Origin of the sequence: Hungatella hominis (genome assembly GCF_014288005.1) — a bacterium.
GTDB classification, from domain to species: Bacteria; Bacillota; Clostridia; order Lachnospirales; family Lachnospiraceae; genus Hungatella; species Hungatella effluvii.
The window spans coordinates 223,741-246,953 of record NZ_JACOPB010000003.1; the positions used below are offsets into that span (position 1 = coordinate 223,741).

The 23,213-nt window shown below is 49.8% G+C and carries 22 protein-coding genes and 1 other RNA gene; 3 read left to right on the forward strand and 20 right to left on the reverse strand.

Annotation, left to right across the window (positions count from 1 at the left end; translation table 11 throughout):
* Window positions 1–10 precede the first annotated feature (10 nt).
* The 9 genes from rsxC to H8S75_RS09080 form a co-directional block, all read right to left on the reverse strand.
* The gene (gene rsxC, locus H8S75_RS09040; RefSeq protein ID WP_002600146.1) at window positions 11–1,333 is read right to left on the reverse strand and encodes an electron transport complex subunit RsxC; all 1,323 of its coding nucleotides are present in this window, start codon (window positions 1,331–1,333) and stop codon (window positions 11–13) included.
* 441 nt (window positions 1,334–1,774) lie between these two features.
* Window positions 1,775–2,521 carry a copper homeostasis protein CutC gene (locus H8S75_RS09045; protein ID WP_187020910.1) on the reverse strand — a complete coding sequence of 249 codons (747 nt, stop codon included), beginning with the start codon at window positions 2,519–2,521 and terminating at the stop codon, window positions 1,775–1,777.
* Window positions 2,522–3,252: 731 nt separating this feature from the next.
* Entirely contained in the window at window positions 3,253–4,332 is a 1,080-nt protein-coding gene (locus H8S75_RS09050; protein ID WP_187020912.1) for a DUF4097 family beta strand repeat-containing protein, read from the reverse strand.
* Window positions 4,329–4,919 (reverse strand): DUF1700 domain-containing protein, encoded by a 591-nt coding sequence (locus H8S75_RS09055; RefSeq protein ID WP_187020914.1) that lies wholly within the window; start codon window positions 4,917–4,919, stop codon window positions 4,329–4,331. The genes H8S75_RS09050 and H8S75_RS09055 overlap by 4 nt, the downstream gene beginning before the upstream one ends.
* Window positions 4,906–5,232 carry a PadR family transcriptional regulator gene (locus H8S75_RS09060; protein ID WP_002600150.1) on the reverse strand — a complete coding sequence of 109 codons (327 nt, stop codon included), beginning with the start codon at window positions 5,230–5,232 and terminating at the stop codon, window positions 4,906–4,908. Before H8S75_RS09060 ends, H8S75_RS09055 begins: the two co-directional genes overlap by 14 nt.
* 422 nt (window positions 5,233–5,654) lie before the next feature.
* Entirely contained in the window at window positions 5,655–7,529 is a 1,875-nt protein-coding gene (locus H8S75_RS09065) for an ABC transporter ATP-binding protein (RefSeq protein WP_187020916.1), read from the reverse strand.
* On the reverse strand, window positions 7,529–9,268 hold the full coding sequence (locus tag H8S75_RS09070; protein ID WP_187020917.1) for an ABC transporter ATP-binding protein: 1,740 nt from the start codon (window positions 9,266–9,268) through the stop codon (window positions 7,529–7,531). The genes H8S75_RS09065 and H8S75_RS09070 overlap by 1 nt, the downstream gene beginning before the upstream one ends.
* Window position 9,269: 1 nt before the next feature.
* Window positions 9,270–9,773 (reverse strand): MarR family winged helix-turn-helix transcriptional regulator, encoded by a 504-nt coding sequence (locus H8S75_RS09075; protein WP_002600153.1) that lies wholly within the window; start codon window positions 9,771–9,773, stop codon window positions 9,270–9,272.
* A 215-nt stretch (window positions 9,774–9,988) separates the two neighbouring features.
* Window positions 9,989–10,135, reverse strand: a complete 147-nt coding sequence (locus H8S75_RS09080) for a hypothetical protein (RefSeq protein ID WP_002600154.1) — start codon at window positions 10,133–10,135, stop codon at window positions 9,989–9,991.
* A 164-nt stretch (window positions 10,136–10,299) separates the two neighbouring features.
* Between H8S75_RS09080 and H8S75_RS09085 the strand changes: the two genes are divergently transcribed.
* Window positions 10,300–10,794, forward strand: coding sequence for a hypothetical protein (locus tag H8S75_RS09085; RefSeq protein WP_187020919.1), 495 nt, complete (start codon window positions 10,300–10,302; stop codon window positions 10,792–10,794).
* Window positions 10,795–10,901: 107 nt separating this feature from the next.
* Here the strand turns inward: H8S75_RS09085 and codA are convergent, their stop codons facing one another.
* Entirely contained in the window at window positions 10,902–12,137 is a 1,236-nt protein-coding gene (codA, locus tag H8S75_RS09090; RefSeq protein WP_187020921.1) for a cytosine deaminase, read from the reverse strand.
* A gap of 15 nt (window positions 12,138–12,152) precedes the next feature.
* Window positions 12,153–13,406 (reverse strand): cytosine permease, encoded by a 1,254-nt coding sequence (gene codB, locus H8S75_RS09095; RefSeq protein ID WP_187020922.1) that lies wholly within the window; start codon window positions 13,404–13,406, stop codon window positions 12,153–12,155.
* Between the two features lie 199 nt (window positions 13,407–13,605).
* On the opposite strand from codB, the gene H8S75_RS09100 reads away from it, so the two are divergent.
* Window positions 13,606–14,187, forward strand: a complete 582-nt coding sequence (locus H8S75_RS09100) for a TetR/AcrR family transcriptional regulator (RefSeq protein ID WP_349768893.1) — start codon at window positions 13,606–13,608, stop codon at window positions 14,185–14,187.
* Between the two features lie 71 nt (window positions 14,188–14,258).
* Window positions 14,259–15,047 (forward strand): SDR family NAD(P)-dependent oxidoreductase, encoded by a 789-nt coding sequence (locus H8S75_RS09105; protein ID WP_187020926.1) that lies wholly within the window; start codon window positions 14,259–14,261, stop codon window positions 15,045–15,047.
* A gap of 110 nt (window positions 15,048–15,157) precedes the next feature.
* On the opposite strand, the gene H8S75_RS09110 is transcribed toward H8S75_RS09105, so the two are convergent.
* From H8S75_RS09110 to H8S75_RS09150, 9 genes are all read right to left on the reverse strand, one after another.
* Complete coding sequence (locus H8S75_RS09110) at window positions 15,158–15,700, reverse strand: GNAT family N-acetyltransferase (protein ID WP_187020927.1); 543 nt, start codon at window positions 15,698–15,700, stop codon at window positions 15,158–15,160.
* 18 nt (window positions 15,701–15,718) lie between these two features.
* Entirely contained in the window at window positions 15,719–16,126 is a 408-nt protein-coding gene (locus tag H8S75_RS09115) for an ACT domain-containing protein (protein WP_002600162.1), read from the reverse strand.
* A gap of 89 nt (window positions 16,127–16,215) precedes the next feature.
* Entirely contained in the window at window positions 16,216–16,434 is a 219-nt protein-coding gene (locus H8S75_RS09120) for a YdbC family protein (protein ID WP_055655111.1), read from the reverse strand.
* Window positions 16,421–16,810 (reverse strand): hypothetical protein, encoded by a 390-nt coding sequence (locus H8S75_RS09125; protein WP_187020929.1) that lies wholly within the window; start codon window positions 16,808–16,810, stop codon window positions 16,421–16,423. Before H8S75_RS09125 ends, H8S75_RS09120 begins: the two co-directional genes overlap by 14 nt.
* A 190-nt stretch (window positions 16,811–17,000) precedes the next feature.
* Window positions 17,001–17,343: a transfer-messenger RNA gene (ssrA, locus tag H8S75_RS09130) on the reverse strand.
* 96 nt (window positions 17,344–17,439) lie between these two features.
* Complete coding sequence (locus H8S75_RS09135) at window positions 17,440–18,831, reverse strand: esterase/lipase family protein (RefSeq protein ID WP_187020931.1); 1,392 nt, start codon at window positions 18,829–18,831, stop codon at window positions 17,440–17,442.
* A 61-nt stretch (window positions 18,832–18,892) separates the two neighbouring features.
* The gene (locus H8S75_RS09140) at window positions 18,893–19,834 is read right to left on the reverse strand and encodes a tRNA dihydrouridine synthase (protein WP_187021365.1); all 942 of its coding nucleotides are present in this window, start codon (window positions 19,832–19,834) and stop codon (window positions 18,893–18,895) included.
* A 43-nt stretch (window positions 19,835–19,877) separates the two neighbouring features.
* Window positions 19,878–21,236: an MATE family efflux transporter gene (locus H8S75_RS09145; RefSeq protein WP_187020932.1), complete on the reverse strand. Its 1,359-nt coding sequence runs from the start codon at window positions 21,234–21,236 to the stop codon at window positions 19,878–19,880.
* Between the two features lie 211 nt (window positions 21,237–21,447).
* Window positions 21,448–23,010 (reverse strand): N-acetylmuramoyl-L-alanine amidase, encoded by a 1,563-nt coding sequence (locus H8S75_RS09150; protein ID WP_187020934.1) that lies wholly within the window; start codon window positions 23,008–23,010, stop codon window positions 21,448–21,450.
* Between the last annotated feature and the right edge of the window lie 203 nt (window positions 23,011–23,213).

Below are 23,213 nucleotides of genomic sequence, written 5' to 3' on the forward strand. Positions count from 1 at the left end.
CTTCACCCTCCTACGCTTTCTTTCTGCTTGCCGCAACTACTTTACGCATTTCCTTGAAGGCCTGGGTTAAAGGTCTCTTCGCAGGGCACACATACGTACAGCAGCCGCATTCGCAGCATTCCATACCATTTAATGCGGTAAAACGTTCGATATCGGAGCGTTCCGCCGCGTCCATCATCATCTGGGGAACCACATGGCTCGGACAGACGCTTACGCATCTTCCGCAGCGGATACAGGCGGAAGGAGCATGAATCGCCACCTCGTCCTTCGTCATAGCAGTAAGGGCAGAAGAGGTCTTCGTTACCGGAATCTCTAAATTGAACAGTGCCTGTCCCATCATCGGTCCGCCGGAAATGATTTTTTCCGGTTCTGTCTTAAAGCCGCCGGAAGCCTCTAAAAGTTCCTTATAGCTGGTACCTGTCCGCACACTGTAATTCTGCGGATTTGCAATCGCGTCTCCCGTTACCGTAATAATTCTGCGGATCAGCGGGGTTGTCTTGCAGACTGCATTATAAATAGAAATAACCGTATCCACGTTGTCCACGATACAGCCGGCGTCTGCCGGAAGCATGGAGGAATTGATCTTTCTGCCCGTAACTGCATAAATTAAGGAACGCTCACCACCCTGCGGGTACTTCGTAAGAAGCGGACACACGGTAATTCTCGGTTCGTCCTTAACGAGCTCCGTCATCTTCTGAATGGCGTCAGGCTTGTTGTTCTCGATACCGATTACCCCTTTGGCGTTATCGAATAGCTGGAGGATGACATTCAGTCCCTTGATGATGCTTAAGGGTTCCTCCAGCATCATGCGGTAATCGGACGTCAGATACGGCTCACACTCCGCGCCGTTTACGATGATCGTATCGATGGCGGATTCGTCCTTCGGCGTCAGTTTTACATGAGTCGGGAAACCTGCGCCTCCCAAGCCTACGATGCCGGCCTCTTTTACGATATTACGGATCTCTTCTTTGGATAAGGTCTTTGGATCACGATCTTCGCCAAAGCCTTCCACCGTCTCATACATACCATCATTTTCCACAATGATGGACGGCACCATGGCGCCGTTTGCAACCATTCTCGGTTCCAGTGACTTCACTGTTCCGGAAACGGAGCTGATGATGCAGGCCGATATAAATCCGCCCGGCTCACCGATCTTCTGTCCAACCAATACATGGTCGCCCTTTGCCACAAGTGGCTTAGCCGGCGCGCCAATATGCTGGGACAGCGGGAAAACCATCTCGCCTTTTGGCTGCAGTACCGATACTGGTTTACTCATCGACAGTTCCTTACCCTCGTAAGGGTGGATGCCGCCTTTAAATGTAGCCAAACCCATCTAACTAACCCTCTTTCTATACATTCTTAATCTCTCCCGGCAAAATATGACAATCGCATTTTTGCCATCTTGTACAGTATAACATAATTCAGGAATCGAAACAATTGAAACTTACACATTGTATACTGTGTTCTTTATGGAAATTCTTCCATTTATCAGATAAATACAGGGATGGAACACAAGAATTCCTTGTTAAAATCGTGACGAAACTTATTAACCCAGGTTATGTCTTGTATTTATATAAATACAATTATCTTAAAATATTTCTGCTGCGGTGCCGCCGCCCCCCTTTTTATATGATAAATCGATTCTGCCTCCGAAATTTCCATTGTGAAAATTTTATTCAATTCCCCTGTCTAATTCCGGCTTCAGCGATGATAATCTAATAATTTTTCAGGTCTTTCAGGTAATTATATATTAGAAAATTTAATAAATACACCACTATCTGACAGAGGAAAGCAGCTCTGCCACCTTGTCTCTCGCCACCGCCTCAAAGCAGGCTGCGTGCTGGGAATCCGCGTAGGAGTAGGACACTTCCTCTCCCACCGTGGTTGGGTCAACGATCCAGTCCTTGCAGGAACTGTGGACCTGCGCAATGCCGGTTTTCTCTGTCAGCTCTTTCGCGTTGCCCGCGTTGATGCCGCTGCCTGCGAGTATCTCAATCCTGTCTCCAAAACGATCCTGTAGTTCTTTTAACATCTGCCAGCCATCGGGAGCCTTGCTTTTCAGCCCACTGGTCAGAATCCGGTCCACGCCCAGTGAAACCAGCTGCTCCGCAGCCTCAAACGGATTCTTCACACAGTCGAATGCACGGTGAAACACTGCCTCTCCGCCCTTTTCCCGGATGGCCTTCACCATCAGCTCCGTCTGAGATAAATCAATGGTTCCGTCCGCCTTCAGGCAGCCGAATGCGATTCCATCCGCTCCGTGTCCCATCATCATCTGGCAGTCAAAAAACATCTGTTTGAAGTCCGATACCCCATAACAGAAACCGGCGCCTCTCGGTCTAGCCATGGCGATGACTTTTAGAGGTGTTTCCCGTTTTACCAGCAGAAGTTCAGCCATGGAAGGGGTCAGCCCTCCCAGTGCCAGCGCGCTGTTTAATTCGATTCTCTCCGCGCCGCCAGCTGCCGCCTCCAGCGCATCATAATAGCTCCCGCAGCAGATTTCTACCGTAATTTGTCCCATTTTTTCCTTCCTTTCTCCATTTCGTCCGCCGGAAATAAGCAAGCATTTCTCAGGAAAATGCCCGCTTCCTTCCGGCTCATGCACGGCACACAGGGACAGTATATCAGGTTGAAAATACCATGTCAATTTTTGATGGGGGGTGTGGATTGAAGAAACGTGGACTTTTGCGTAGGGTATCGAGGAAAAGGGCGCGCGGGAGGCCGGGAGAGAAAGGTTCAGGGATTCCGAGGGGGTGGGACTAAGGGAGAATCCCCCCCCCTCCGCAGGGGTCCCGCACTCCCTTTTCCGGCCAGGTTGTGAAAAAGTCCGCTGGCACTTGGCTCCACAAAGAGGTGGAGGAACATAGATGGACTTCCGTCGGGGAACTGAGAACGCTGGAAAAGACTATTGTTTTTTAACTTAAGGAGCCAATACACAGCCAAAGAGCCTGAGGAGAGCAGGAGGGGGACGGGGGCAGACGAACAAAAGGGTTCCTTTTCCGAGGTTCGCAGGAAGTTAAGCAGAAAGACAGGAAAAAAGGGTGGTGAAATCTGGCCTCCAAGCCAGATTTCAAGTGGACACGGAGGAGAAGTCCTTCAGGAGTTCTCCGTAGTTTGCACGATCTGCCCTTTTTTCCTGTCTTTCTGCTTTACTTCCTGCCACCGAGGAAACAAGAACCCTTTTGTTCGTCTGCCCCCGTCCCCCTCCTGCTCTCCTCAGGCTCTTTGGCGCAGCATTCGCCCCCCCACACACTATTTTGTCAGGATCCGCATCGATCCATCATTTGCCGTCATAGCGATGTTTTTGTCCGCCCCGTTATTCTCTCTCAAATCTTTTTCACTCGTATTTCTGCCGTTTAAGTTAATATCTCCGTACTTCATCATAAGATCATAATTATAATCCTTCTCGGCGCCTGTGAGCTCCAGAGTGATGTCGCCGTACTTATTTTCAAAGTCTCCGTTCTTTATATCAGCCATTCTGATATCGCAGGACCCGTCTGACTGCTTCATGGTCAGCGAATCCGCAACTACTGCGCGGCCCTTGACGCTTCCATATTTGTTAGTCACGGTAATATTCCTGGACACGATATCCTTTAATACAATCTGGCTGTCGGAGGCATCAATATCCAGGCGGTCAGCCTCAATACTATTTAAATCCGTTTCTCCATACTTGTTGAGGATATCGAGAGAAGTAAACGTACCGCTGTCACAGTGAATGGTCCCGTCGGAAGCGGTAAAGTAAGCCGTCTCGGCCTTTATGCCATTTAAATCGATGCTGCCGTATTTCGATGTGATATCCAGTGTTTTGGTATCCGGACCGTCGTAGATTACGCTGCTGTCGCTGGTATAGAGTTTTACCGCCTCCATGGGAGTGTCCTTCGGCACGTAAATCGTTACGCTGCCATCCTCCCGGTCGTGTACATAGCTGCCCTCTATCACCAGGAAACCGGCCGATCCCCATGTCTCGCTGCTAGTTGGTTCCGGGACACAGGTAAAACTCAGGATTCCATTCTTTATTGTGTATTCAGGCTCTTTATTTCTTATATAGAGATGGTATTCCAGGTAGTAGGAATCATCTTCTGACGGCTTTATCTTAATACCGTTATAGTTCACCCGGACATCCATGGAGGTGAACGGGTCGATCTTTGTTTTCTCAAGCTCAACCAGCTTTTCAGCATTTAAATTCCGCGCCTGCTGGTTGGTATACATCCCATTCCGGCCGATCCAGAAGCCCGGCTCTCCGCCCATGGCATATCCGGCCAGAGACAGTCCCAGACCAGCCACGATGCAGACACCCGCAACAGCCATGGTAACCTTCATGATTTTCTTCATTTTTTGTCCCCCCTCGTCAGCAGTCTTTTTGTAAAACCGGCCATGCCCTGGTAAATATACTTACAGCTTGCACATCCGGCGCAGATCAGTAGCAGTCCCACTCCCGATTCTCCCAGTGCCGTGCCGAGTATGAAGATTCCGCTGGCCAGCTGAGACGGAATGAAATAGAAACCTGCCACGATACTCACGATTCCAACAGCCACAAATACTACTCCGCTGAGGAAAAGCGCAACGAAAATAGATAAGACCATAAGCACCATGGCCAGGCCGAAGACCACAACGAGCAGCAGGAGGGGCAGTCCGATGGGAGCCGCACACAGTGCCAGAAGCACGATCCAGAGCGTGGACAATCCTTTCCTGGCGGCCCGTTCCGGCTTGGGCTCCTCCAGACGCTTGAGGGCCAGTTCCTTTACGATCTGAGCCGCACTCTCCTTTGCGTCACCCAGCTCCTCTATGACTTCCGCTTCCCGTTCAGGTCCCGCATCATCAAAATATTCGTTATAATAGGAAAGAGCTTCCTCCCGTTCCGCCTTCGGAAGACGCCTAAGCGCCAGCTCCAGCTCTTTCATATACTCATTCCTGCTCATCTTCTTCACCTCCAACGAGAATTTCGTCAGCCGCAGTCTTAAACTCATCCCACTCTTTCCGGTAGAATAAAAGCTGCCCTCTGCCCGCCTCTGTAATCTTATAATATCTTCTGTTTCTTCCCTGGTACTCCTGGTCATACGTCTCCAGAAACCCCGCCTCCAAAAGTCTCTTTAAAACCGGGTACAGGGAGGACTCCTTCTGACTCGCTATGTTTCTCAGCCGCTGGGCGATCATGTAGCCGTAGGCATCTTCTCCCTCTGCGATCGCCAGTACCATGGCGTCCAACAGCGTCGGCGTCAATTGATACACCATACCATCCTGCCTCCTCTCATTATTTCTGAACAATTAATTCTGAACAGCCGATTTTTAATCACATTTATGTGTTTTATATATGCTTCATATACACATATTATATTTCATATAATATATATTGTCAACGGATATATCTAATGATAAACTATGCTTTTTCTTAAGTAATCCTTAATCATGTAAAGGAGGCGCGATTTCAGAATGGCAGTATCTTGAGAGTGGAGGTTAGTGCCTCCCGGCGTATTTACGAAGGGAGGTACCAGTCTTACGGCAAAGAAAAAGCAGGCGGGACACGGCTGTCATTCAGCCGCGTATCCGCCTGCCTTCTATTACATACTTAATACACACTGTTCAAATTGATTTCGATCTGACAATATCTCATACGGCTCATATTCACCATAAGGGGTAACTGTGCAAAGTTATCATTAATCCAATTCCTTCACCCCAGTATAGAGTTCATAATACCGGCCCTTCTGAGCCAGCAGATCGTCGTGATCCCCGCGCTCAATGATCTCTCCGTTTTCCAGTACCATAATGGCATTGGCGTTGCGCACTGTGGAAAGGCGGTGGGCAATGACAAATGTAGTTCTGTCTGCCATCAGACGATCCATGCCGTGCTCGATATGTTTCTCTGTACGGGTATCGACCGAGCTGGTGGCCTCATCGAGAATCAGGATCGGCGCCTTGGAGATGGCTGCTCTGGCAATATTTAAAAGCTGCCTCTGGCCCTGGCTTAAGTTCGCTCCGTCGCCTTCCAGCACAGTGTCGAAGCCGTGGGGCAGACGCATGATAAAGGAATACGCCGAGGCCGTCTTTGCCGCCTGGATTACCTCCTCATCGGTGGCATCCAGTCTGCCGTACCGGATATTTTCCATGACCGTCCCCGTAAATAAATGGGTATCCTGAAGAACCATGGCGATATTCTGGCGCAGATTGTCGCGGCCTATATGACGGATATTGACACCGTCGATGGTGATGGAGCCGCTCTGAATATCGTAGAACCGGTTCAGTAAGTTGGTAATCGTCGTCTTGCCTGCTCCCGTGGAACCTACAAAAGCGATCTTCTGACCCGGTTTCGCATAGAGGCTGATATCCTTCAGAATCGTCTTTTCCGGGTTATAGCCAAAGGTAACATCCTTCAGCTCCACATAGCCCTTCATTGGATTCATCACCACCGCGTCGCCGTCATCCACCGGCTCCGGCTCCTCATCCATAACTGCAAACACACGCTCCGCACCGGCCAGCGCCGAGAACACGTTGCTGATCTGCATGGATATCTCATTGATCGGCCTGGAGAACTGTCTGGAAAAATTTAAAAATACGGTGAGGCCGCCGACGTCAAATCCTCTCAGCACACAGAGCAGACCGCCGATCGCCGCCGTCAGCGTGTAGTTCAACTGGCTTAAGTTGCTCATAACAGGCCCCATCATGCCGCCGAAGAACTGCGCCTTGATCATGTTGTCACGTAAATCTTCATTTAAAATCTCAAACTCTTCTTCCGCGATGTCCTCATGACAGAAGACCTTCACGACCTTCTGGCCGCTGATCGTCTCCTCTATATAACCATTTACGGCGCCGAGGGAGGTCTGCTGTGCAGAGAAATACTTCTGGCTCTTTCCTGCCACATAACCGCCTGCCTTCATCATCAACGGAATCATAAAGACGGTTACCAGGGTCAGCCAGATGTTGGTGTAAATCATCAGGGCCAGCGTGCCGACTATGCTTAAAGCACCTGAGAACAGCTGCACAAGCGTACTGCTCAGCATCTGTCCCACGGTATCCACGTCGTTGGTAAAACGGCTCATTAAGTCACCGTTGTTGTTCGTATCATAAAAACGTACCGGAAGCTTCTGCATCTTTGTAAAGAGCTCATCCCTGATCTTCTGCAGCGCATTCTGTGCCACCGTCAGCATGACTCTCGACTGCGCATAGTTGGCGACTACGCCGATGAAGTAGATGGCCGCCATGAATACCAGGGAAGCGGCCAGACCGCCAACGCTTCCGCGGCTTCCATCCATGGGAGCGATATATTTATTGATAATTGGTCTCAGCATATAGGAACCGGTTAAGGTCGCCACCGTATTGACGATGACACAGAAAAATGCCAGCCCCATGTGGAGCTTATATCCATTTAAGTAGGACAGCAGTCGTTTGATGGTCTCCCTGCTGTTTTTCGGCATTCCGCCCTTACCGTGCTGTCTTCCGTGGCCCGGACCGCCCATGGGGCCGCGCCTTTTTGCCGGGGCTACATTTCTGCCGTAGCGCCTTTTTAAACTCTCTACCCGTTTCTGATTATCCATTACGCGCTCGCCTCCTTCTCCCGGTCTCTCTGTGAATAATAAATCTCCTGGTAAGCTTCGCAGGATTTAATCAGTTCTTCGTGGGTTCCCATTCCCACGATCTTTCCGTCATCCATAACAATAATCTTATCCGCACTCTCTACGGAACCGATTCTCTGGGCGATAATGAACTTTGTCGTATCTTTTAATGTGGTCTGGAAGCACTCGCGGATCTTTGCCTCCGTAGCTGTATCGACAGCCGATGTGCTGTCATCCAGAATCAGGATCTTCGGCTTCTTTAACAGGGCGCGCGCAATACAGAGCCTCTGCTTCTGGCCGCCGGAGACGTTGACGCCGCCCTGGCCCAAATCCATCTCGTATCCATCCTTGAAGGATGTGACGAATCCGTCTGCCTGAGCACTCTCGGCCACTGCACGGATTTCTTCCATGGTCGCGTCCTCACTGCCCCACTGCAGGTTTTCTGCAATCGTTCCGGAGAACAGGACATTTTTCTGAAGAACCATGCCGACGCCTTCTCTTAAATTCCGGATGGAATAATCCCGGACGTCGATACCGTCCACCAGCACCTGGCCGCGATCCGCGTCATAGAGTCTGGGGATCAGCTGGACGAGGGACGTCTTTCCGCTTCCCGTGGAACCGATGATACCGATGGTCTCTCCCGGATTGGCGGTAAAATTAATATGATCCAGCACCATCTCGTCGGTGTCCTTCGCATACTGGAAACAGACATCTCTAAATTCAATCCGGCCTTCCGTCACGACGGCGTCCTTTCTTGCCGCGTGCTCATCCGTTAAGTCAATCTCCGTATCCAGGACTTCCCGGACACGCTTTAACGAAGCCATGGCACGGGAGGCCTGTAAGAACACCATGGATACCATCATGAGGGACATCAGGATCTGAACGATATATGTGGTAAATGCGGTCAAATCACCGACCGGCATGGAGCCGCCGATAATTAAATTTCCGCCGTACCAGACGACGGCCAGCGTCGTCACGTTCATAGCCAGCATCATGACAGGCATGGTCGCGATTACGATCTTCATGGCCCGCAGGCTGCCTTCCTTCAAGTCCGCGTTGGTCCGGCGGAATTTTTCTTCCTCATAGTCTTCCCGGACAAAGGATTTGATGACGCGCACATTGGTAAGCGCTTCCTGAACACCTGAATTTAACCGGTCAATCTTCTTCTGCATCACTTCGAACCGCGGAAACGCCGTCTTCAAAATGATGGCAATCGCGATCAGAAGAAGAGGAATCACGACCAGAAGAATCGTCACAAGCCTGCGGTTCATTAAGTACGCCATGATCAGGCCGCCGATCAGCATGCCGGGCGCGCGGAACATCAAACGCAAACTCATCATCAGCACGTTCTGAATCTGCTGAATGTCGTTGGTCAGCCTGGTTACAAGGGAACCGCTGCTGAAATCGTCTATGTTTTTAAAGGAAAACTGCTGTACCTTGTCAAATACGTCTTTTCTCAAATCGGAGCTGAAACAGATGGAGGCCTTTGATGAGAAATAGGCCGCTCCGATTCCGCCCGCGGCCATAACAAAGGCCGTAACCACCATCACGCCGCCCACGGCTATGATATAGCTGGTGTCCCTGTTTGCCACACCATTGTTAATAATCAGTGACATCAGCTTTGGCAGCATGATCTCACCAAATACCTCTGTCAGCATCAAAAGCGGTGCCAGCAGAAATGAGCCCCAATAGGGCTTTATATATTTCCAGTATCGCTTCACGTTATGAATCCTCCTTTTTTGTCGTTGTCTTAGTCGTTATGTCGGACAAATTCGCATAAATGCGCTCCAGATACCCTTCCATGGCCTGAAACTCTTCCTCCGTGAATCCCAGAAACATCTGATTTTCCACGTTTTTAAAAAACTGCCGGCTGTGTTCCACGACATCGAGCCCTTCCTCCGTCAGACAGAGCTTGTTGTACCGGTTGTCTTCCTGGTCCACAATTCTCGTGATATAACCGCCCTTTTCCAGTTTTTTCACCGACACCGCTATGGTTGCCGCGGTGACGTTTAAATATTCCGCGATTTCCTTCTGGGACGCGTTGGAATGTTCCGCCAGGGTTGTTAAAATCTGATGCTGGCTCCTGTAGACTCCAGTCTTATTCAGCCGCTGCTCCAGAATGCTCCGGTGCAGCTTCATAATTCTGATGTACTGCGTCAGCACGTGATGAGCCGAAGAATCCAGCCACTTGCTGTCATGGCATGGCCCGCTGCCACAAGATTTCATGTTTTTCCGCCTCCCTTCCTCATCATATGGGGAATAATTAGTTATGTGATAGTTAGCTAATTAATAATTAGGTATTATACTCTTACTCAATAAGGATTACAATAGAGTAATTATGAAATTTCTGTGAAATATAGAAAAAAGAGGCCAAAAGGCCCCTTCCTGTCACGCTCCATGCATGATTGTAAATATAAATATGTAGGATTATAAAGCTGCTGTTACATTTCCAGCGTAACCACGGTCCACCTGCTGTTCTGCATTATGAGGAAGCAGGGCCGCTTCATTTTATAGCGATAGTAGCGTTCCATACAGTTTACAAACAAACGGTATCTCATCAGGCTTGTACAAACAGGATAAATTGTCATGGTTTTCCCTCCCATATCATTCTGTTATAGTTTATGCGAAAAATGCGCCTGTTATGACCATTTTTTCGGCGTATCCATTTTATTCTGCCGATTTACACTGTATTATTGACTTTTCAGACATATGCTTTATAATTACTTTATATGCTCATTTGGGAGGAAAAAAGTTGAATAAAATATGTCCTTATTGCGGAAGAGTCGGGAAATTAGGCACATCCTGCGAAGGCTGCGGCTATGTCCTTCAGGAAAGTGATAAATCGGTAAATGCCCCCTCCGTGCAGCCCCAGGCAAGTCCACCGCCGGTTTCGCCTATACGGCCTGATACTGACAAGCTGACGAACCGTAAATCTGAACCTGTATCTGCCGGACGTCCCGTAAATTCTATTATAAGAAAAATTGTTATAATTATCGGGTGGATCATATCAGCCCCTATCTTTTTATTTGGCCTGATTGGAGCAATGACTTTGCCGGATGCATTTAAAAACAGCGCTTCCTATGGATTCCTGACTATCTTAATGGTTTATTTCATCCTTAACACCGCGCTGCTGATTTTCCATATTACACACTTTAAAACACTGAAAGGTAATCACGGGAAATATTTTAAATATTCTTACATTGCAAACGTGCTCCTGTTTCTCATTGTGGGGTTTGTATTTTTATAAATCGTAATACAATACATATGATACCTGTTGTTTATATCAATAGTGCAGTTCTAAAGTGTTCTAAAAAGGACGATCCCATACCGGGTATCGTCCTTTTCCTTTTGCATCTAAAATAACACATTTTTCTCAGCCGGCTTCGTACTGGCGATCAGCCTGCCTTCCCGGTAGCTTAAGAGTACCTCGCTCTGTTTGTTCAGCGCCTGATAGAAATCCGTCTGGTTCAGCACAATAAAGTCAGCCGGATTTCCCACCTTGATTCCATAGGTATCTCCCAGATTCAGCGTCCGCGCCGCGTTATGGGTGATTAGCTTATAGCTGTTTAAAATCTCCTCGTATCCCATCATCTGGCACACGTGAAGACCCATGTGGACCACGCTCATCATATTGCCGTCGCCCAGTGGATACCAGGGATCGAAGATATCGTCGTGGCCCATGGAAACGTTATTGCCGTTGGCCAGCAGTTCCTTCACCCGGGTTATGCCGCGGCGGCGTGGGTAATTGTCAAATCTTCCCTGTAAATGGGTGTTTACCAGAGGATTGCTGACAAAGTTAATGTCGCTCATCTTAAGCAGGCGGAACAGCTTGCTGCAGTAGGCGTTGTTATAGCTGTGCATGGCCGTGGTGTGGCTGGCGGTTACCCGGTCTTTTAATCCGCTTTCCAGAGCACGGCAGGCCAGAACCTCCAGTCCCTTGGACTGCTCATCATCGATCTCATCGCAGTGTACATCCACCAGGCGGTCGTAGCGCTCCGCCAGTTCCATACAGTAATTGACACTCTCCACGGCGTATTCCCTGGTAAATTCAAAATGGGGGATCGCACCCACACAGTCTGCTCCCATCTTTACCGCATTTTCCAGCAGCTCTTTGCCATTCGGGTAGCTTAAGATTCCCTCCTGAGGAAATGCGACGATCTGAATGGTCACATAGTCTCTCAATTCCTCCTTCAGTTCCAGCATGGCTTCCATGGCTGTCAGCGATGGGTCTGTCACATCCACATGGGTTCTTACGTACTGAACGCCACCCGCCGCCTGCATCTGCACCGCCCTCCGGGCGCGCTCCTTGACGTCCTGCCTGCTCAGCTTTTCCTTCCGCTTCGACCAGCACTCAATCCCCTCGAACAGGGTGCCCGACATATTCCACACCGGGTCCCCGGCCGTTAAGCAGGTATCTAAGTGAACGTGGCTTTCGATAAACGGTGGAAATGCAGACTTCCCGGTACCGTCGATCACTTCCTCACCCGGAAGCGGTTCCAATGCAGGCGCTATCGCTTCAAATACTCCGTTAGACACGCGGATATCAGAAGCCTCTTTTCCATTTTCAATCAAGATCTGTTTTATAAGCATAACGGTTCTCCTCTCCTATTTAGTACTGGATGAACGTTTTCCAAAAATACGGTCGATAATCACAAAAATCACAGCCGCGACCAGCAAAGAATTCAACGGCTTAATCCCCCACTGGACAAAGATTCCTACAAGCGCCCCGCCAGCCACCGCTAAAATCCCGCCCGGATTCACTGCTGTATGCGGATAGGACTCGTCCATATAATCCTTTTTGTGGAAGAAGTAATGGAGAATGATCACCGCGCCGACAGGAGGGATCATCCCGCTCAGCAGATTTAAAAAACCGACGAAATTATAGTAAAGCCAGACAGCCGTCGCCGTTCCAACCAGACCTCCCGCTAAAACCATGGGCTTCATGGGAACCTTGGTAATATTGGATACTCCGAGGCCGGCTGTGTAAAGCGCGTTATTGTTGGTCGTCCAGATGTTGAGTCCCAGCGTAATAATCGCCGGAACCGCCAGTCCCTGTAAAATCAGAATATTAAAGATATCCGCAACTCCCGTAACAGCGCCGCCAACGGCTCCAAATATCATCATGATGGAATTTCCTACGAAGAAAGCTACCACCGTCGCCGTGACCGCAGTCTTCGGCGTCCTGGAAAATCTGGTGAAGTTTGGCGTCGCCGTTCCTCCCGAGATAAAAGATCCAACCACGATGGCAATGCCAGCCGCCAGCGAAATCGGATTCTCCGGGTTCTGTGCGAAGACATTCGCAAAACCGTGAACCTCCCTGACACCCCAGCTGACAGAATAAATACCCAGAATGGCAATGAGCGGAACCGCAATGGATCCAAGAACCGCCAGCGCCTTGATACCGAAATAGGCGGTAAGCGTCATCACGATGCCCGTAATGATAATCAGAATCGCAACCGGCACATGAGTCAGCTCCGATACCGGGATCGCAAACATGGCGACACCCACGCCAAACCATCCGATCTGTGTGAAGCTGATTAAGGCTGATGGGAGAAAGGAACCGACCTCACCGAAAGATCGGTGCGCCAGTAAATCCAGTGTCAGACCCGTCTTCTGCCCGATATACCCCAATATACCACAGTAAATCCCTAAAAAGATGTTGCCGATCAGCATTGCCGCCGCAAATCCGGCTGCATTCATGCCGATTCCTAAATTTCCTCCCGCAGTCATGCTGGGCGTGAAAAATGTGAACCCCACCAGCACAACCATTGCAGCCCACAGCCCCTGACGCTTCAGCTGGGGCGGTACGGCGGTTAGTGAAAATTCGGTATCCTTTGCCGTTGCCTTTTCCTTTGTCATTGCGCACCTCGTCTTCTTATTTATTATATTGTCTCCAGAGCGCATCTGATCATTCAATCGGAATGCGTTCTTTTCCGTAGACTACTATACAAATCTTTTTATGGAATGTCAATCGAATCTATTTTTATCCAGTGAATATTATTCATTGACCTTCGTTCACTCAAGTGCTACAATGATTTCAGAGAAGAGAGGTGATACCGTGAAGGAAGAAAAAATAAGGATTTCCAAGCCGCCGGAGGAGCGAAAACAGGAAATTATGGACGCCGCCATGCGGGCATTTACAGAAAAGGGGTATGAACAAACGACTATGCGAGATATTGCCGCAGTGATCGGCGTCGTTCCCGGCCTCTGTTACCGGTATTTTAATTCGAAGCAGGAATTATTTGACAGCGCCGTCTCCCAGTACGTTCTGGACTACTGCGCCCCCATCGTTCAGGCTTTAAAGAGATACCGCGGGGACATCGACGGATTACTGGACTACATTGCGGACTTATTCCTGGACCGCGACGGCAAAGAGAAATACCATGAATTTTTCCATCAGGCTGAAAACAAAACCTTCCACAGCCTGCTGTTTCTGTCCAACTGTGATTATTTATTTCCTTATGTAAAGTCTTTTTTCGACAGCCTGAATGAAAATGGAACCGCGGCGGTCGCCGATACCGCATCCTTTTCCAAATTTGTACTTTATGGCCTGTTTCCGATTCTGAATGATGACGAACTGACTCCGGTAAGGAAAACAGAATTGGCCAGAGGCTATATTACCGGACTGCTGAAGCTGTAATAGCAAAGATATTGACAGGGGAGGCATTTCGGGCAGCGAGTGAACATTGTTCAATGAGAGGAGTCTTATCAATGAGTAAAACAGCATTAATCACCGGCGCAACCAGCGGTCTTGGGCTCAGCTATGCCAGATACTTTGCTTCCAAAGGATGCAATTTAATCATAACCGGACGGCGGGAAAACATGATCAGGGAAAATGCGGAAAGCCTGCAAAATCAATTCCATGTGAACGTGGAGGTCATAATCGCAGAGCTGTCCAGCTTAGACGGGATCAATCGGTTCCTCTCCCAAATCGGAGATCGAACCATCGATATTTTGGTGAACAACGCGGGCTTCGGGCTAAAACCGGCCTTTGTCGATACCCCGGAAACGGATGTGGAAAAGATGCTTTATCTGCAGGTCTGGTGTGTGACGAAGCTGACCCAGTTTGTACTAAAGGGCATGGTACGAAGGAATTCCGGGGCCATCATTAACATTTCATCGGACGGCGCCTTTGCCGTTCTCCCGCACAATGTTCTTTATTCGTCCACGAAGCTCTATATTATAAATTTTACCGAAGGCTTATATATGGAGCTCTCCGGTACGGACATAAGGGTACAGGCCGTCTGCCCCGGATTTATTGATTCACATTTTCATGAAAGCGCTGAAATGCATATGGATAAGAGCAGGAAGGGATTATTCGGTTTTCGCGATCCCGACGCCATCGTCGCTGACGCCATGAAAGATTTCGCTAAGAAAAAAGTCATCTCCGTACCTGACACCGGTGCAAAGATGATACGGACTCTCGTCAGGTTCTTACCCAGGAACCTGTTTTACCGGATGGCGGCCAGGTTTTCCAGCAGTCTCTCCGGCAAGAAATAAACGGCCACGGTAAACGGACACGGTCAGTTGCGTGTTCTGAAACAGAATAGAGAGTCCGGCAAGCCAGACTCTCTATTCTGCTGCATTTTTAAACAGCTCAAACCTGTCTGTTATAATCGTTTCATCATCCAATATGCGTCTGCATAAGTCCCATCCTTATACTTCATATTGTTCGGAAATGTCCCGAAGATTTCAAAACCCATCTTCTTATAGAGAGCTATCGCTCTTTGATTATCAGCTACGACTTCCAGCTCGATCTGTTCATATTGATGCTCTTTCGCAATTTCAATCAGCTTCCCGATCATCGCCTTTCCAATGCCGCGGCTGGTATACTTTTGATACAGCGCGATCCCCAGGCTGACGCGATGGTGATATCTGCCCTGTTCCATCCCCATCAGGGAACAGTTTCCGACATACTCTCCATCGACAAATCCAAGAAGCATGATATTTTGTTTCGACTCATTCTGATTATGTATGAATTTTCGCTCGTCATCCAGCGTTAAATCGATCTCTTCCGGTTCTTTCACAAGAAACCTGGTCTCGCCGCACGTTGTTTTTAAGCATTCCAGCAGCATTTCGGCCTCCTCTTCTCCGGCATTTCTAAGAAGCAGCTGATGATCGCCCAGATCGATGATTGCGTCCTCTATTCTCATAGTAATCCTCCCATATTCCTAAGAGACTACCGTAAACCCTTTTCCCGCCAGACACGCCTCGACCGCCCGGATATCATCTGCATGAAAAATCAGGATCGGCTTGTTGGAATCACGGTTAAATGACAGGTAAACGTAATCCACATTGATGTTGCTCTCCGAGAGAGCCATCAAAAGGTGATGAAGGTTTCCCACTTCATCCGCCATCTCAACGCCCACCACGTCAGTCAGTTTGCATAAATAGTCCGCCTTCTCAAGTGCCGTTACCGCCTTGTCCGGAGCAGATACAACCATACGGATAATTCCATACTCTGCACTGTCATTGGTTACGGAACCAAGAATATTGATGTTCTCCTCCTCAAGAATTCCGGTGACGTGCTTAAATGTGCCCTTTCTATTTTCTGCGTAAATCGATAATTGCTTCAGCATAACTTATCCTCCTGATTGTTTACTTTCGCCTCATGGCTCGCTGATTAACAGATTATACCATAAACCTGTCCATTCTGAAACCACCTCTGTTATAGAAGCTCTCCCAGAATCTCTTTCAGATTTTTCATCTCCTCTTCGGACAGCGTCGTTCCCTTTCCCATCTTTTCGTGATCCGGCGCCCAGTCACGGATGTCATACTTGGGGGCACCGCCGTTCCAGCTGATCAGATTCACTTCTTTTCTCCAGCCCTTGGCATTCTCGGACAGCACGCCAAACTCTTTTACAATATCATACTTAATATCCGCCATTCTCTGCTCCTCTTTCCCGTTTCTTTATTTCCTCCGCAGTCGGAAGTTCCAGATCCTCTTTTATATCGGCATCTGCCTCCATGACCGCTTTATAGTACTGATGGACCGTTTTATTGACAGAAATAATCCTGCTTTTGGGATTAATCCGTTTTACTGCCTCATCAAAATCCTGTGTCCCGCCCTTTTCCATGGCGTCTTTGATCTGCAGGTAATACATAATCAGGTGTTCCCGCTTCTCGCCCGGAATCAGTTCTTCCAGGAGCCTTCCCACCTTGTTTCTGTGCTTCGCACCGTAACGGAAATAATGGTGCAGGGCTTCCTCTTCCCGCTTTCTCTGTTCTTCCCTGCTTTCTATGGTAAATCCCATAAATTTCATATTAATCACCTCCGTATGCTGTCCGGTCATCCTGAGTATCAGCCGCGTGCTTTCAGAATATCAGCCTTTTTATGATCTGTCAATCACCGGATCAGCCGTTCATCGCTTATCCGGAGCTGTGAACCGCAGCATATTGTAACACGATATACCCATACAAAAAAGAAAAGGCCCAGTAAATACTGAGCCTTTTGAGTGGAGTAGACGGGATTTGAACCCGTGTCCAAAAACCAATTCCCTGTTCTTCTACTATCATAGTCAGTTATTTTACATTCCCTCTGTCACCCGAAAACTGACACCCTGGTGAGTTCAGTAGCTTCATCATACGCCCATATGCTCAAAGCTTTGCATAAGTCGTTTCTCACATCGTCGATGCCGGATTCTTAAGGTGTGAGTGCCCTAAGGCCGACAAGCAGCATTAAGCTGCCAGTGCTAATTCGTTATTGTTAGCGTTTATATTTAAGTTTGCCATTTAACGCATCGCATGCGGATAGCTTCACCAGCTGCATGACCCCTGTCGAAACCAGTACTACCCCGGACTGGTGCCTCTTTTGAGGTATCCTTATACTAGCACGAAACGGGAACGCTGTCAAGAGTGCTGCCCAAGATTCCGGATTTTGGATCTTCTAATTCTAAAATCCTTTTTTTACCAGTTCTGACACAATCTGGACGTAGCATTCCACCACATCGAAGCCCTTATAATCTTCCCGTTTCAAGTCGATCATATCCCCGTGGGATATCCCGCGGTGGCTGCTGCTGGCAAACACGGTACGGAACTCTCCCCAGCGGGCGGACTCTGTGCTCACCAGGCCGTCATTGTCCCCTTCCAGAGGCTTTATAAGGCAGTAGGGAATCCACAGCAGCGGATCGCTGAAACAGTCGCGCATCTTCGAAGCATAGCTCTGATAGTAAACACCGGACGCATCGGGAACCGTTTCATTAAATGCCCTGCTGGACGCTGTGGAAAACTGATGAGTCGCGGTATAGAAATCCGGGTTCTTATCCCCAAATCGGGAAAATGTCCGGTCAAAGCACTTGGCAACCAGACGGTATAAGCCTTCCGGTAAGCGGACTGCATAGTCGACAAACCGGCATCCGTGATGCGGGGTGCTGACCATGGTAAGTGATGCCGTATATGGAGCCATCCCCAGCTTGCTGATGGCGTAGCGCGCATCCAGACCACCCTTAGAGTGTGCAATAATGTTGACCTTTTCACAGCCCGTCTCCTTCACCACCTCCAGGATCTTCTTTCGAATGTCCTCTGCGTTATAGGTGATGGTCCCCAGCGCCTCCTGATTGCCATAATAGACAGTAGCCCCTAAACGAGACAGTTCCCGGGGAATTCTTCCCCAGTAGTTAAAATAACGCAGGTCGCGGAAGCCGACTCCGTGCACCATGATGAGCGGATACTTCGTCCGGCAGAGATCAGACTCCACGCGGGTCGACCGGACGGACTCCTTGTAGCAGGCAAAATCATACTCCGCCCGCACCAGTCTCATAGCGTGGAGCAGCACAGCCAGATTGACAATCGGAATCCACATGGCCAGCAGCATCAGGAGCCGCATTCTCACGCGGAGACGCGCCGACGTAAGATACATCCTCAGAATTCCATTCCACAGAAGAACCAGAAGGGCCGCTGCCGCAAATACCATATTGCCGATCAGGACTCCCATCGGCCATTCCGCTGCCTCTGCGCTGCCGCGGAGCAGACGGGGATATAGGACAAATGCAATCAGGCACTGTACCAGGATTCCGTAAATCGCCGCAAATCCAAGAGTCCGCCCGCCGCGCATGATAACGAGATGCAGCTTTGCATGGTTCTTGTCATGGTACGGTCTTATATTAAAATAGAGCCAGCAAATGCTTAAGAGAATGGCCCCAACAACTGCCGCTGCGGGCTGCGGCCGAATCGTCCCTTCCATGAGGCGTCCGGTAAATAAGCCGTACACAAGCAGCGGAAGATTCGATACCGCCGCAATCATAAGCGCCAGATACAGCTTCCTTAATAATCTTTTTGCCTTCATGAGTTTACTCCCCTCTGTCTTCTTCTGTTATCCGCCGATGATGCCCCCTGACACCTGCTCTTTAACGTTCTGCTCCGTATCCGCGTCCCTCTTGAATATCCAGATCCCGGAACAGCGAGGCGACGGCAGCTTCATACTCCGCGGCCCGCTCCGCCTTACGAATCTTCTTTCCGTATTTTTCCGATCCCGGAAACAGAAACAGCAGGTAAAACCAGAGTTCCTTCATCTTAAACAGGACGTTCCGGTCGCCGGATATGGTTTCCCGGTAGCCCTGGTAAATCATATCGTGAAATTCCTTAATCCGGCCTTTGTCCGGGAATCCGAATCCCTTGATCTCACCGGCCAGTCCGGGATTTGCGATCAGGCCCCGGCCCAGCATGATGCAGTCCACCTCCGGAAATCCGGCGTGGAACTCCTCCCAGTCCCCGGGAGTGAAGATGTCTCCATTGTACCATACCTCATTTCTGCTGGCTTTCAGAGCCTTTTGAAATGCGGCGCGGTCAGGCGTATTCTTATAGAAATCACTTCTCACCCGCGGATGGATTATCAATTCTTTTAAGGGATATTTATTGTAAATTTCAAGGAGTTCCTCAAATTCATCCGGCGATGCCATTCCCAGCCTTGTTTTTACGGAAAGACGGATATGGATACCCGCACATACCTCATCAAGAAACGCATCCAGCTCTTCCTTTTTCGCCAGAAAACCGGCTCCCTTATATTTCGTAACCACCGTTCCGGACGGACATCCCAGATTCAAATTCACCTCGTCATACCCCAGCGCCTCAAGCTCGCCCGCCATCCAGATAAAGTCCTCCGCACGGTTTGTAAGAATCTGAGGAATCAGGGTAATTCCTTTGTTATGTTCCGGAAGCACATCATTTCGCTCTCTCGAAGCGAAGCGGTGGTTCTGGTTCGGCTGTAAAAATGGAGTAAAATACCGGTCCACATGGGGAAACAGCGCATGGTGGGCGCTCCGGTATACATAGCCTGTAATCCCCTCCATCGGGGCAAAACAGCAGCATGGCTCCTTATGATCTTCTCTCTTTTCAATCACCAGACTCGTCTCCGCCTTTCAATCCTTTTATTCTCACAAAATAGCTGACGACCAGCACCACATCCGCGCCGATCCAGGCCAGGATCTCTGCATAAAAAATGCCCTCCTGCCCGAAGGCCCGCGGAAGAAGCAGCGCGGCTCCCGTTCTCATTAAAAATTCCACCACGCCGGACAGCATGGGCAGAACCGTATCTCCCATCCCCTGGATGGATGAGCGAACCACGTGAAGCAGGTAAAGGATAGGGAGACAGACGCTCATGATCGCCAGATAATGGTAGGCGATTTCCATAGTCCTGGCCGCCTCTTCCGGTGTTCCCGTAATGAAGCATCCGAGAATCGCCTGCCCGAAGACCAGCATCACGGCCGCGATCACAGCCGAGGTGAGCATGGCTAAAAGAAGCCCTGATTTCATCCCCTGCCTGATACGCCTGATCTTTCCGGCGCCCAGATTCTGGCCCACATAAGTAGTCATGGCATAGCCATAGGAGGTCGCGGCGATCTCCAGCAGTCCATACAGCTTGTTGGTCGCCGTAAATCCAGCAATGAAGAGAACTCCGAATCCATTGACTACCGACTGCACAATCATACCGCCCACAGCGATGATTCCATTCTGGAATGCCATGGGAATTCCCAGGGTCATCAGCTTTCTGCAAAGATACGGTTCCAGGTGAAAATCCTTCTTTTCAAATGAAAGAATCGATACCTTTAACAGGCTCTTTAAACAGTATAAACTGGAGCAGGCCTGCGCGATCAGCGTGGCCGCGGCCGCTCCGCCAATCCCCCAGTGAAAGACGAGTACAAACAGCAGGTCCAGGCCAATGTTGACCGCGGAGGCCACCACCATAGCGTGGAGCGGTGTTTTCCCGTCTCCCATGGCCCGAAGGATAGAGGCCAGAACATTATATGCCATCACAATGGGAATTCCCCAGAACATGATCCTTAAATACAAAAGACTCCGCCCGATGATTTCATCCGGCGTATTCAAAAGCAGCAGGACCGGCCGCGCAGCCGCCTGCATGAGAGCTAACATGACCACGGATCCAAGACAGGCCAGAATCGCCGAATTTGCGATTACCTGCCGAAGCTTTCTGTAATCTCCAGCCCCGAATTCGTAAGCCATCAGTATGGCAAATCCCTGGGATATGCCCTGAATCATCCCCAACACCATCCAGTTCAGCCAGTCCGCGGCCCCGAGCGCAGCTAACGCGCCGACGCCCAGCGCCTGACCAACCACCATGGTGTCCACCACGGTATAAAACTGCTGAAATACATTGCCAAACATCAGAGGCAGTGAAAATGCGAAAATAAGCTTCAGCGGATGCCCCTCCGTCATTGTCCTAATTTTGGCCATTTTAATTTTCTCCTGATTTCTTTTTCTTTTTATCAATACCGTATATTTCCAGAATGATTATAACCTGTCAAGGCAAAAAGTGCAATCCGATTCCGGAAAGTGTCCGGCCGGGCAGGGAGTGAATTGTAACAAGCGGACGCAAAAATACCGCCGCTCATGATGGCTGCATGGGCGGCGGTATTTAACAGAATGCAGTGGATTTCAAACACCATTATGGGTGAAACTGTACCGGAGTCACCTCCGGTGTCAGGGGTTCCATCCGGTATTCCGGAAACTGGTCGATCAGATCGTTCAAACAGAGTGCTGTGCTGTGAACAATGTCATGAGCCAGCATCACCACATGTTTTCTTCCCATCGTCGTCTCCCGGGCGTTCGCTATCAGTTCTTCCGGCTCGGATTTCTTTAATGCATCCTCCAGGCTGGCATTCCAGTCGAAATAAATGAAGCCTCTGGCTGTCATCTCTTTGATAATATCCTGATATACCGTTTTATTGTATGCATTAATGCTTCCGCCCGGAAAACGAAAGAGCGTTACTCTCACTCCGGTTACTTCAAGCACAGTTTTGTAGGCCTCGTTGAAATCTTCAAGATAGCTGGCTGTGCTTTGATAAATCTGCTCGTAATCATGGCGGTTGCAGTGGATTCCAATGGTGTGGCCTTCTGCAGCGATCCGCTTTGCCACCTCCGGATTTTTCCTCACGTTTTCGCCTACCAGGAAAAATGTCGCCTTTATGTTCCGGGCTTTCAGCACATCCAGAACGGCGGCGGTATTTTCCGCAGAAGGCCCGTCATCAAAGGTTAAATACATGGTTTTTGGGTGGAAGAAGGCGTCGATCCCTCCCGCGATTCCCTCCGCCAGCTTCTCCTGATATTCCGCCTGGGTAAGCTTTCCGCGTTCCTCCGGGCTGGACAGGAAGCCGGTCTCGATCAGGCACGCAGGCATCTTCGTCCAGCCTGTTACCACAAAATCCGCGTCACCGCGCAGTTCCCTCTCCTTGGCTCCAGTACGCTTCACCGCTTCTTCATGAATCAGGAGAGCCAGCCGTCTGCTGTCACGGGAGGGGTCCGTTCCGTCGTACCATGTCTCGATTCCGGTTGGCACTTCCTCTTCATATGTATTCTGATGAATGCTCACAAAGGCATCGGCGCTATAGCGGTTCGCCGCCTCCGCCCGCTGCTCCTTCGTCATATAGGTATCGGTTTCCCGGGTCAGAATCACCCTGTAGCCCGATTCTACCAGCTCCTCCCGAAGCTTCTTTGCAATTTCCAGATTGATGTCCTTTTCCAGTACCCCGTCTGCATAACATCCCTCATCGGTCCCTCCGTGGCCCGGATCTACTATAATAAGCGGATGTTCCGGGTCACTTTCTGTGGTTTGGAAAACTGTTTGTTTCTCCGTCCGGCTCTGTAAGCCAGTTTCCTGCCATGTGCCGCTTCTATCATGCTTGCCTGCTGCCTCCAACTGGTACTCTGCCAATTTTCTGATTCCCGACGCCGGCAGAGTCTGTAATGCTGCCGGATTCGTGGCTGCCGCCTGGCTCTCAGTTACTGCCGGATTCACCGCTGCCGCCTGGCTCCCGGTCGCCGCCTGCGCCTCAGCCGCCGCCGGGCTTACCGCCGCATTGCCTCCCGGAAACATCCCCATCGTCTCCATTGCCGTAAACAGAAACACTGCTGCAATTCCGCCAGCCGCTGCCGCAGCACAATCCTCCAGCCATCTTCTTCTCGTATTTCTCCCGTTTTTCCTGTAACGGGTTTCTCGTTCGTATCTCATTGTACAGCTCCTCCCTTGCCAGGGCATGTTTGAAAAATCATTTCTGCCGTCTGCACGCCCTGCGAAACCGATCCGGAGGGCTTTATGCAGTCAAACACCTGCCGCAGGCAGCGGCACATTAAAATGTCCCTTTCTGCTGCACAAAAGCTCCTGTGTCATCCGTCTCAATATTCATTGATTCCAGATTACACAGGAGCTGCATC

Coding starts and splice junctions, on each gene's coding strand:
- rsxC (WP_002600146.1), bottom strand. CDS start 1,333: ATGGGTTTGGCTACATTTAAAGGCGGCATCCACCCTTACGAGGGTAAG.
- H8S75_RS09045 (WP_187020910.1), bottom strand. CDS start 2,521: ATGGGACAAATTACGGTAGAAATCTGCTGCGGGAGCTATTATGATGCG.
- H8S75_RS09050 (WP_187020912.1), bottom strand. CDS start 4,332: ATGAAGAAAATCATGAAGGTTACCATGGCTGTTGCGGGTGTCTGCATC.
- H8S75_RS09055 (WP_187020914.1), bottom strand. CDS start 4,919: ATGAGCAGGAATGAGTATATGAAAGAGCTGGAGCTGGCGCTTAGGCGT.
- H8S75_RS09060 (WP_002600150.1), bottom strand. CDS start 5,232: ATGGTGTATCAATTGACGCCGACGCTGTTGGACGCCATGGTACTGGCG.
- H8S75_RS09065 (WP_187020916.1), bottom strand. CDS start 7,529: ATGGATAATCAGAAACGGGTAGAGAGTTTAAAAAGGCGCTACGGCAGA.
- H8S75_RS09075 (WP_002600153.1), bottom strand. CDS start 9,773: ATGAAATCTTGTGGCAGCGGGCCATGCCATGACAGCAAGTGGCTGGAT.
- H8S75_RS09080 (WP_002600154.1), bottom strand. CDS start 10,135: ATGACAATTTATCCTGTTTGTACAAGCCTGATGAGATACCGTTTGTTT.
- codA (WP_187020921.1), bottom strand. CDS start 12,137: ATGCTTATAAAACAGATCTTGATTGAAAATGGAAAAGAGGCTTCTGAT.
- codB (WP_187020922.1), bottom strand. CDS start 13,406: ATGACAAAGGAAAAGGCAACGGCAAAGGATACCGAATTTTCACTAACC.
- H8S75_RS09105 (WP_187020926.1), top strand. CDS start 14,259: ATGAGTAAAACAGCATTAATCACCGGCGCAACCAGCGGTCTTGGGCTC.
- H8S75_RS09110 (WP_187020927.1), bottom strand. CDS start 15,700: ATGAGAATAGAGGACGCAATCATCGATCTGGGCGATCATCAGCTGCTT.
- H8S75_RS09115 (WP_002600162.1), bottom strand. CDS start 16,126: ATGCTGAAGCAATTATCGATTTACGCAGAAAATAGAAAGGGCACATTT.
- H8S75_RS09120 (WP_055655111.1), bottom strand. CDS start 16,434: ATGGCGGATATTAAGTATGATATTGTAAAAGAGTTTGGCGTGCTGTCC.
- H8S75_RS09125 (WP_187020929.1), bottom strand. CDS start 16,810: ATGAAATTTATGGGATTTACCATAGAAAGCAGGGAAGAACAGAGAAAG.
- H8S75_RS09135 (WP_187020931.1), bottom strand. CDS start 18,831: ATGAAGGCAAAAAGATTATTAAGGAAGCTGTATCTGGCGCTTATGATT.
- H8S75_RS09140 (WP_187021365.1), bottom strand. CDS start 19,834: ATGGAGGGGATTACAGGCTATGTATACCGGAGCGCCCACCATGCGCTG.
- H8S75_RS09145 (WP_187020932.1), bottom strand. CDS start 21,236: ATGGCCAAAATTAGGACAATGACGGAGGGGCATCCGCTGAAGCTTATT.
- H8S75_RS09150 (WP_187020934.1), bottom strand. CDS start 23,010: ATGAGATACGAACGAGAAACCCGTTACAGGAAAAACGGGAGAAATACG.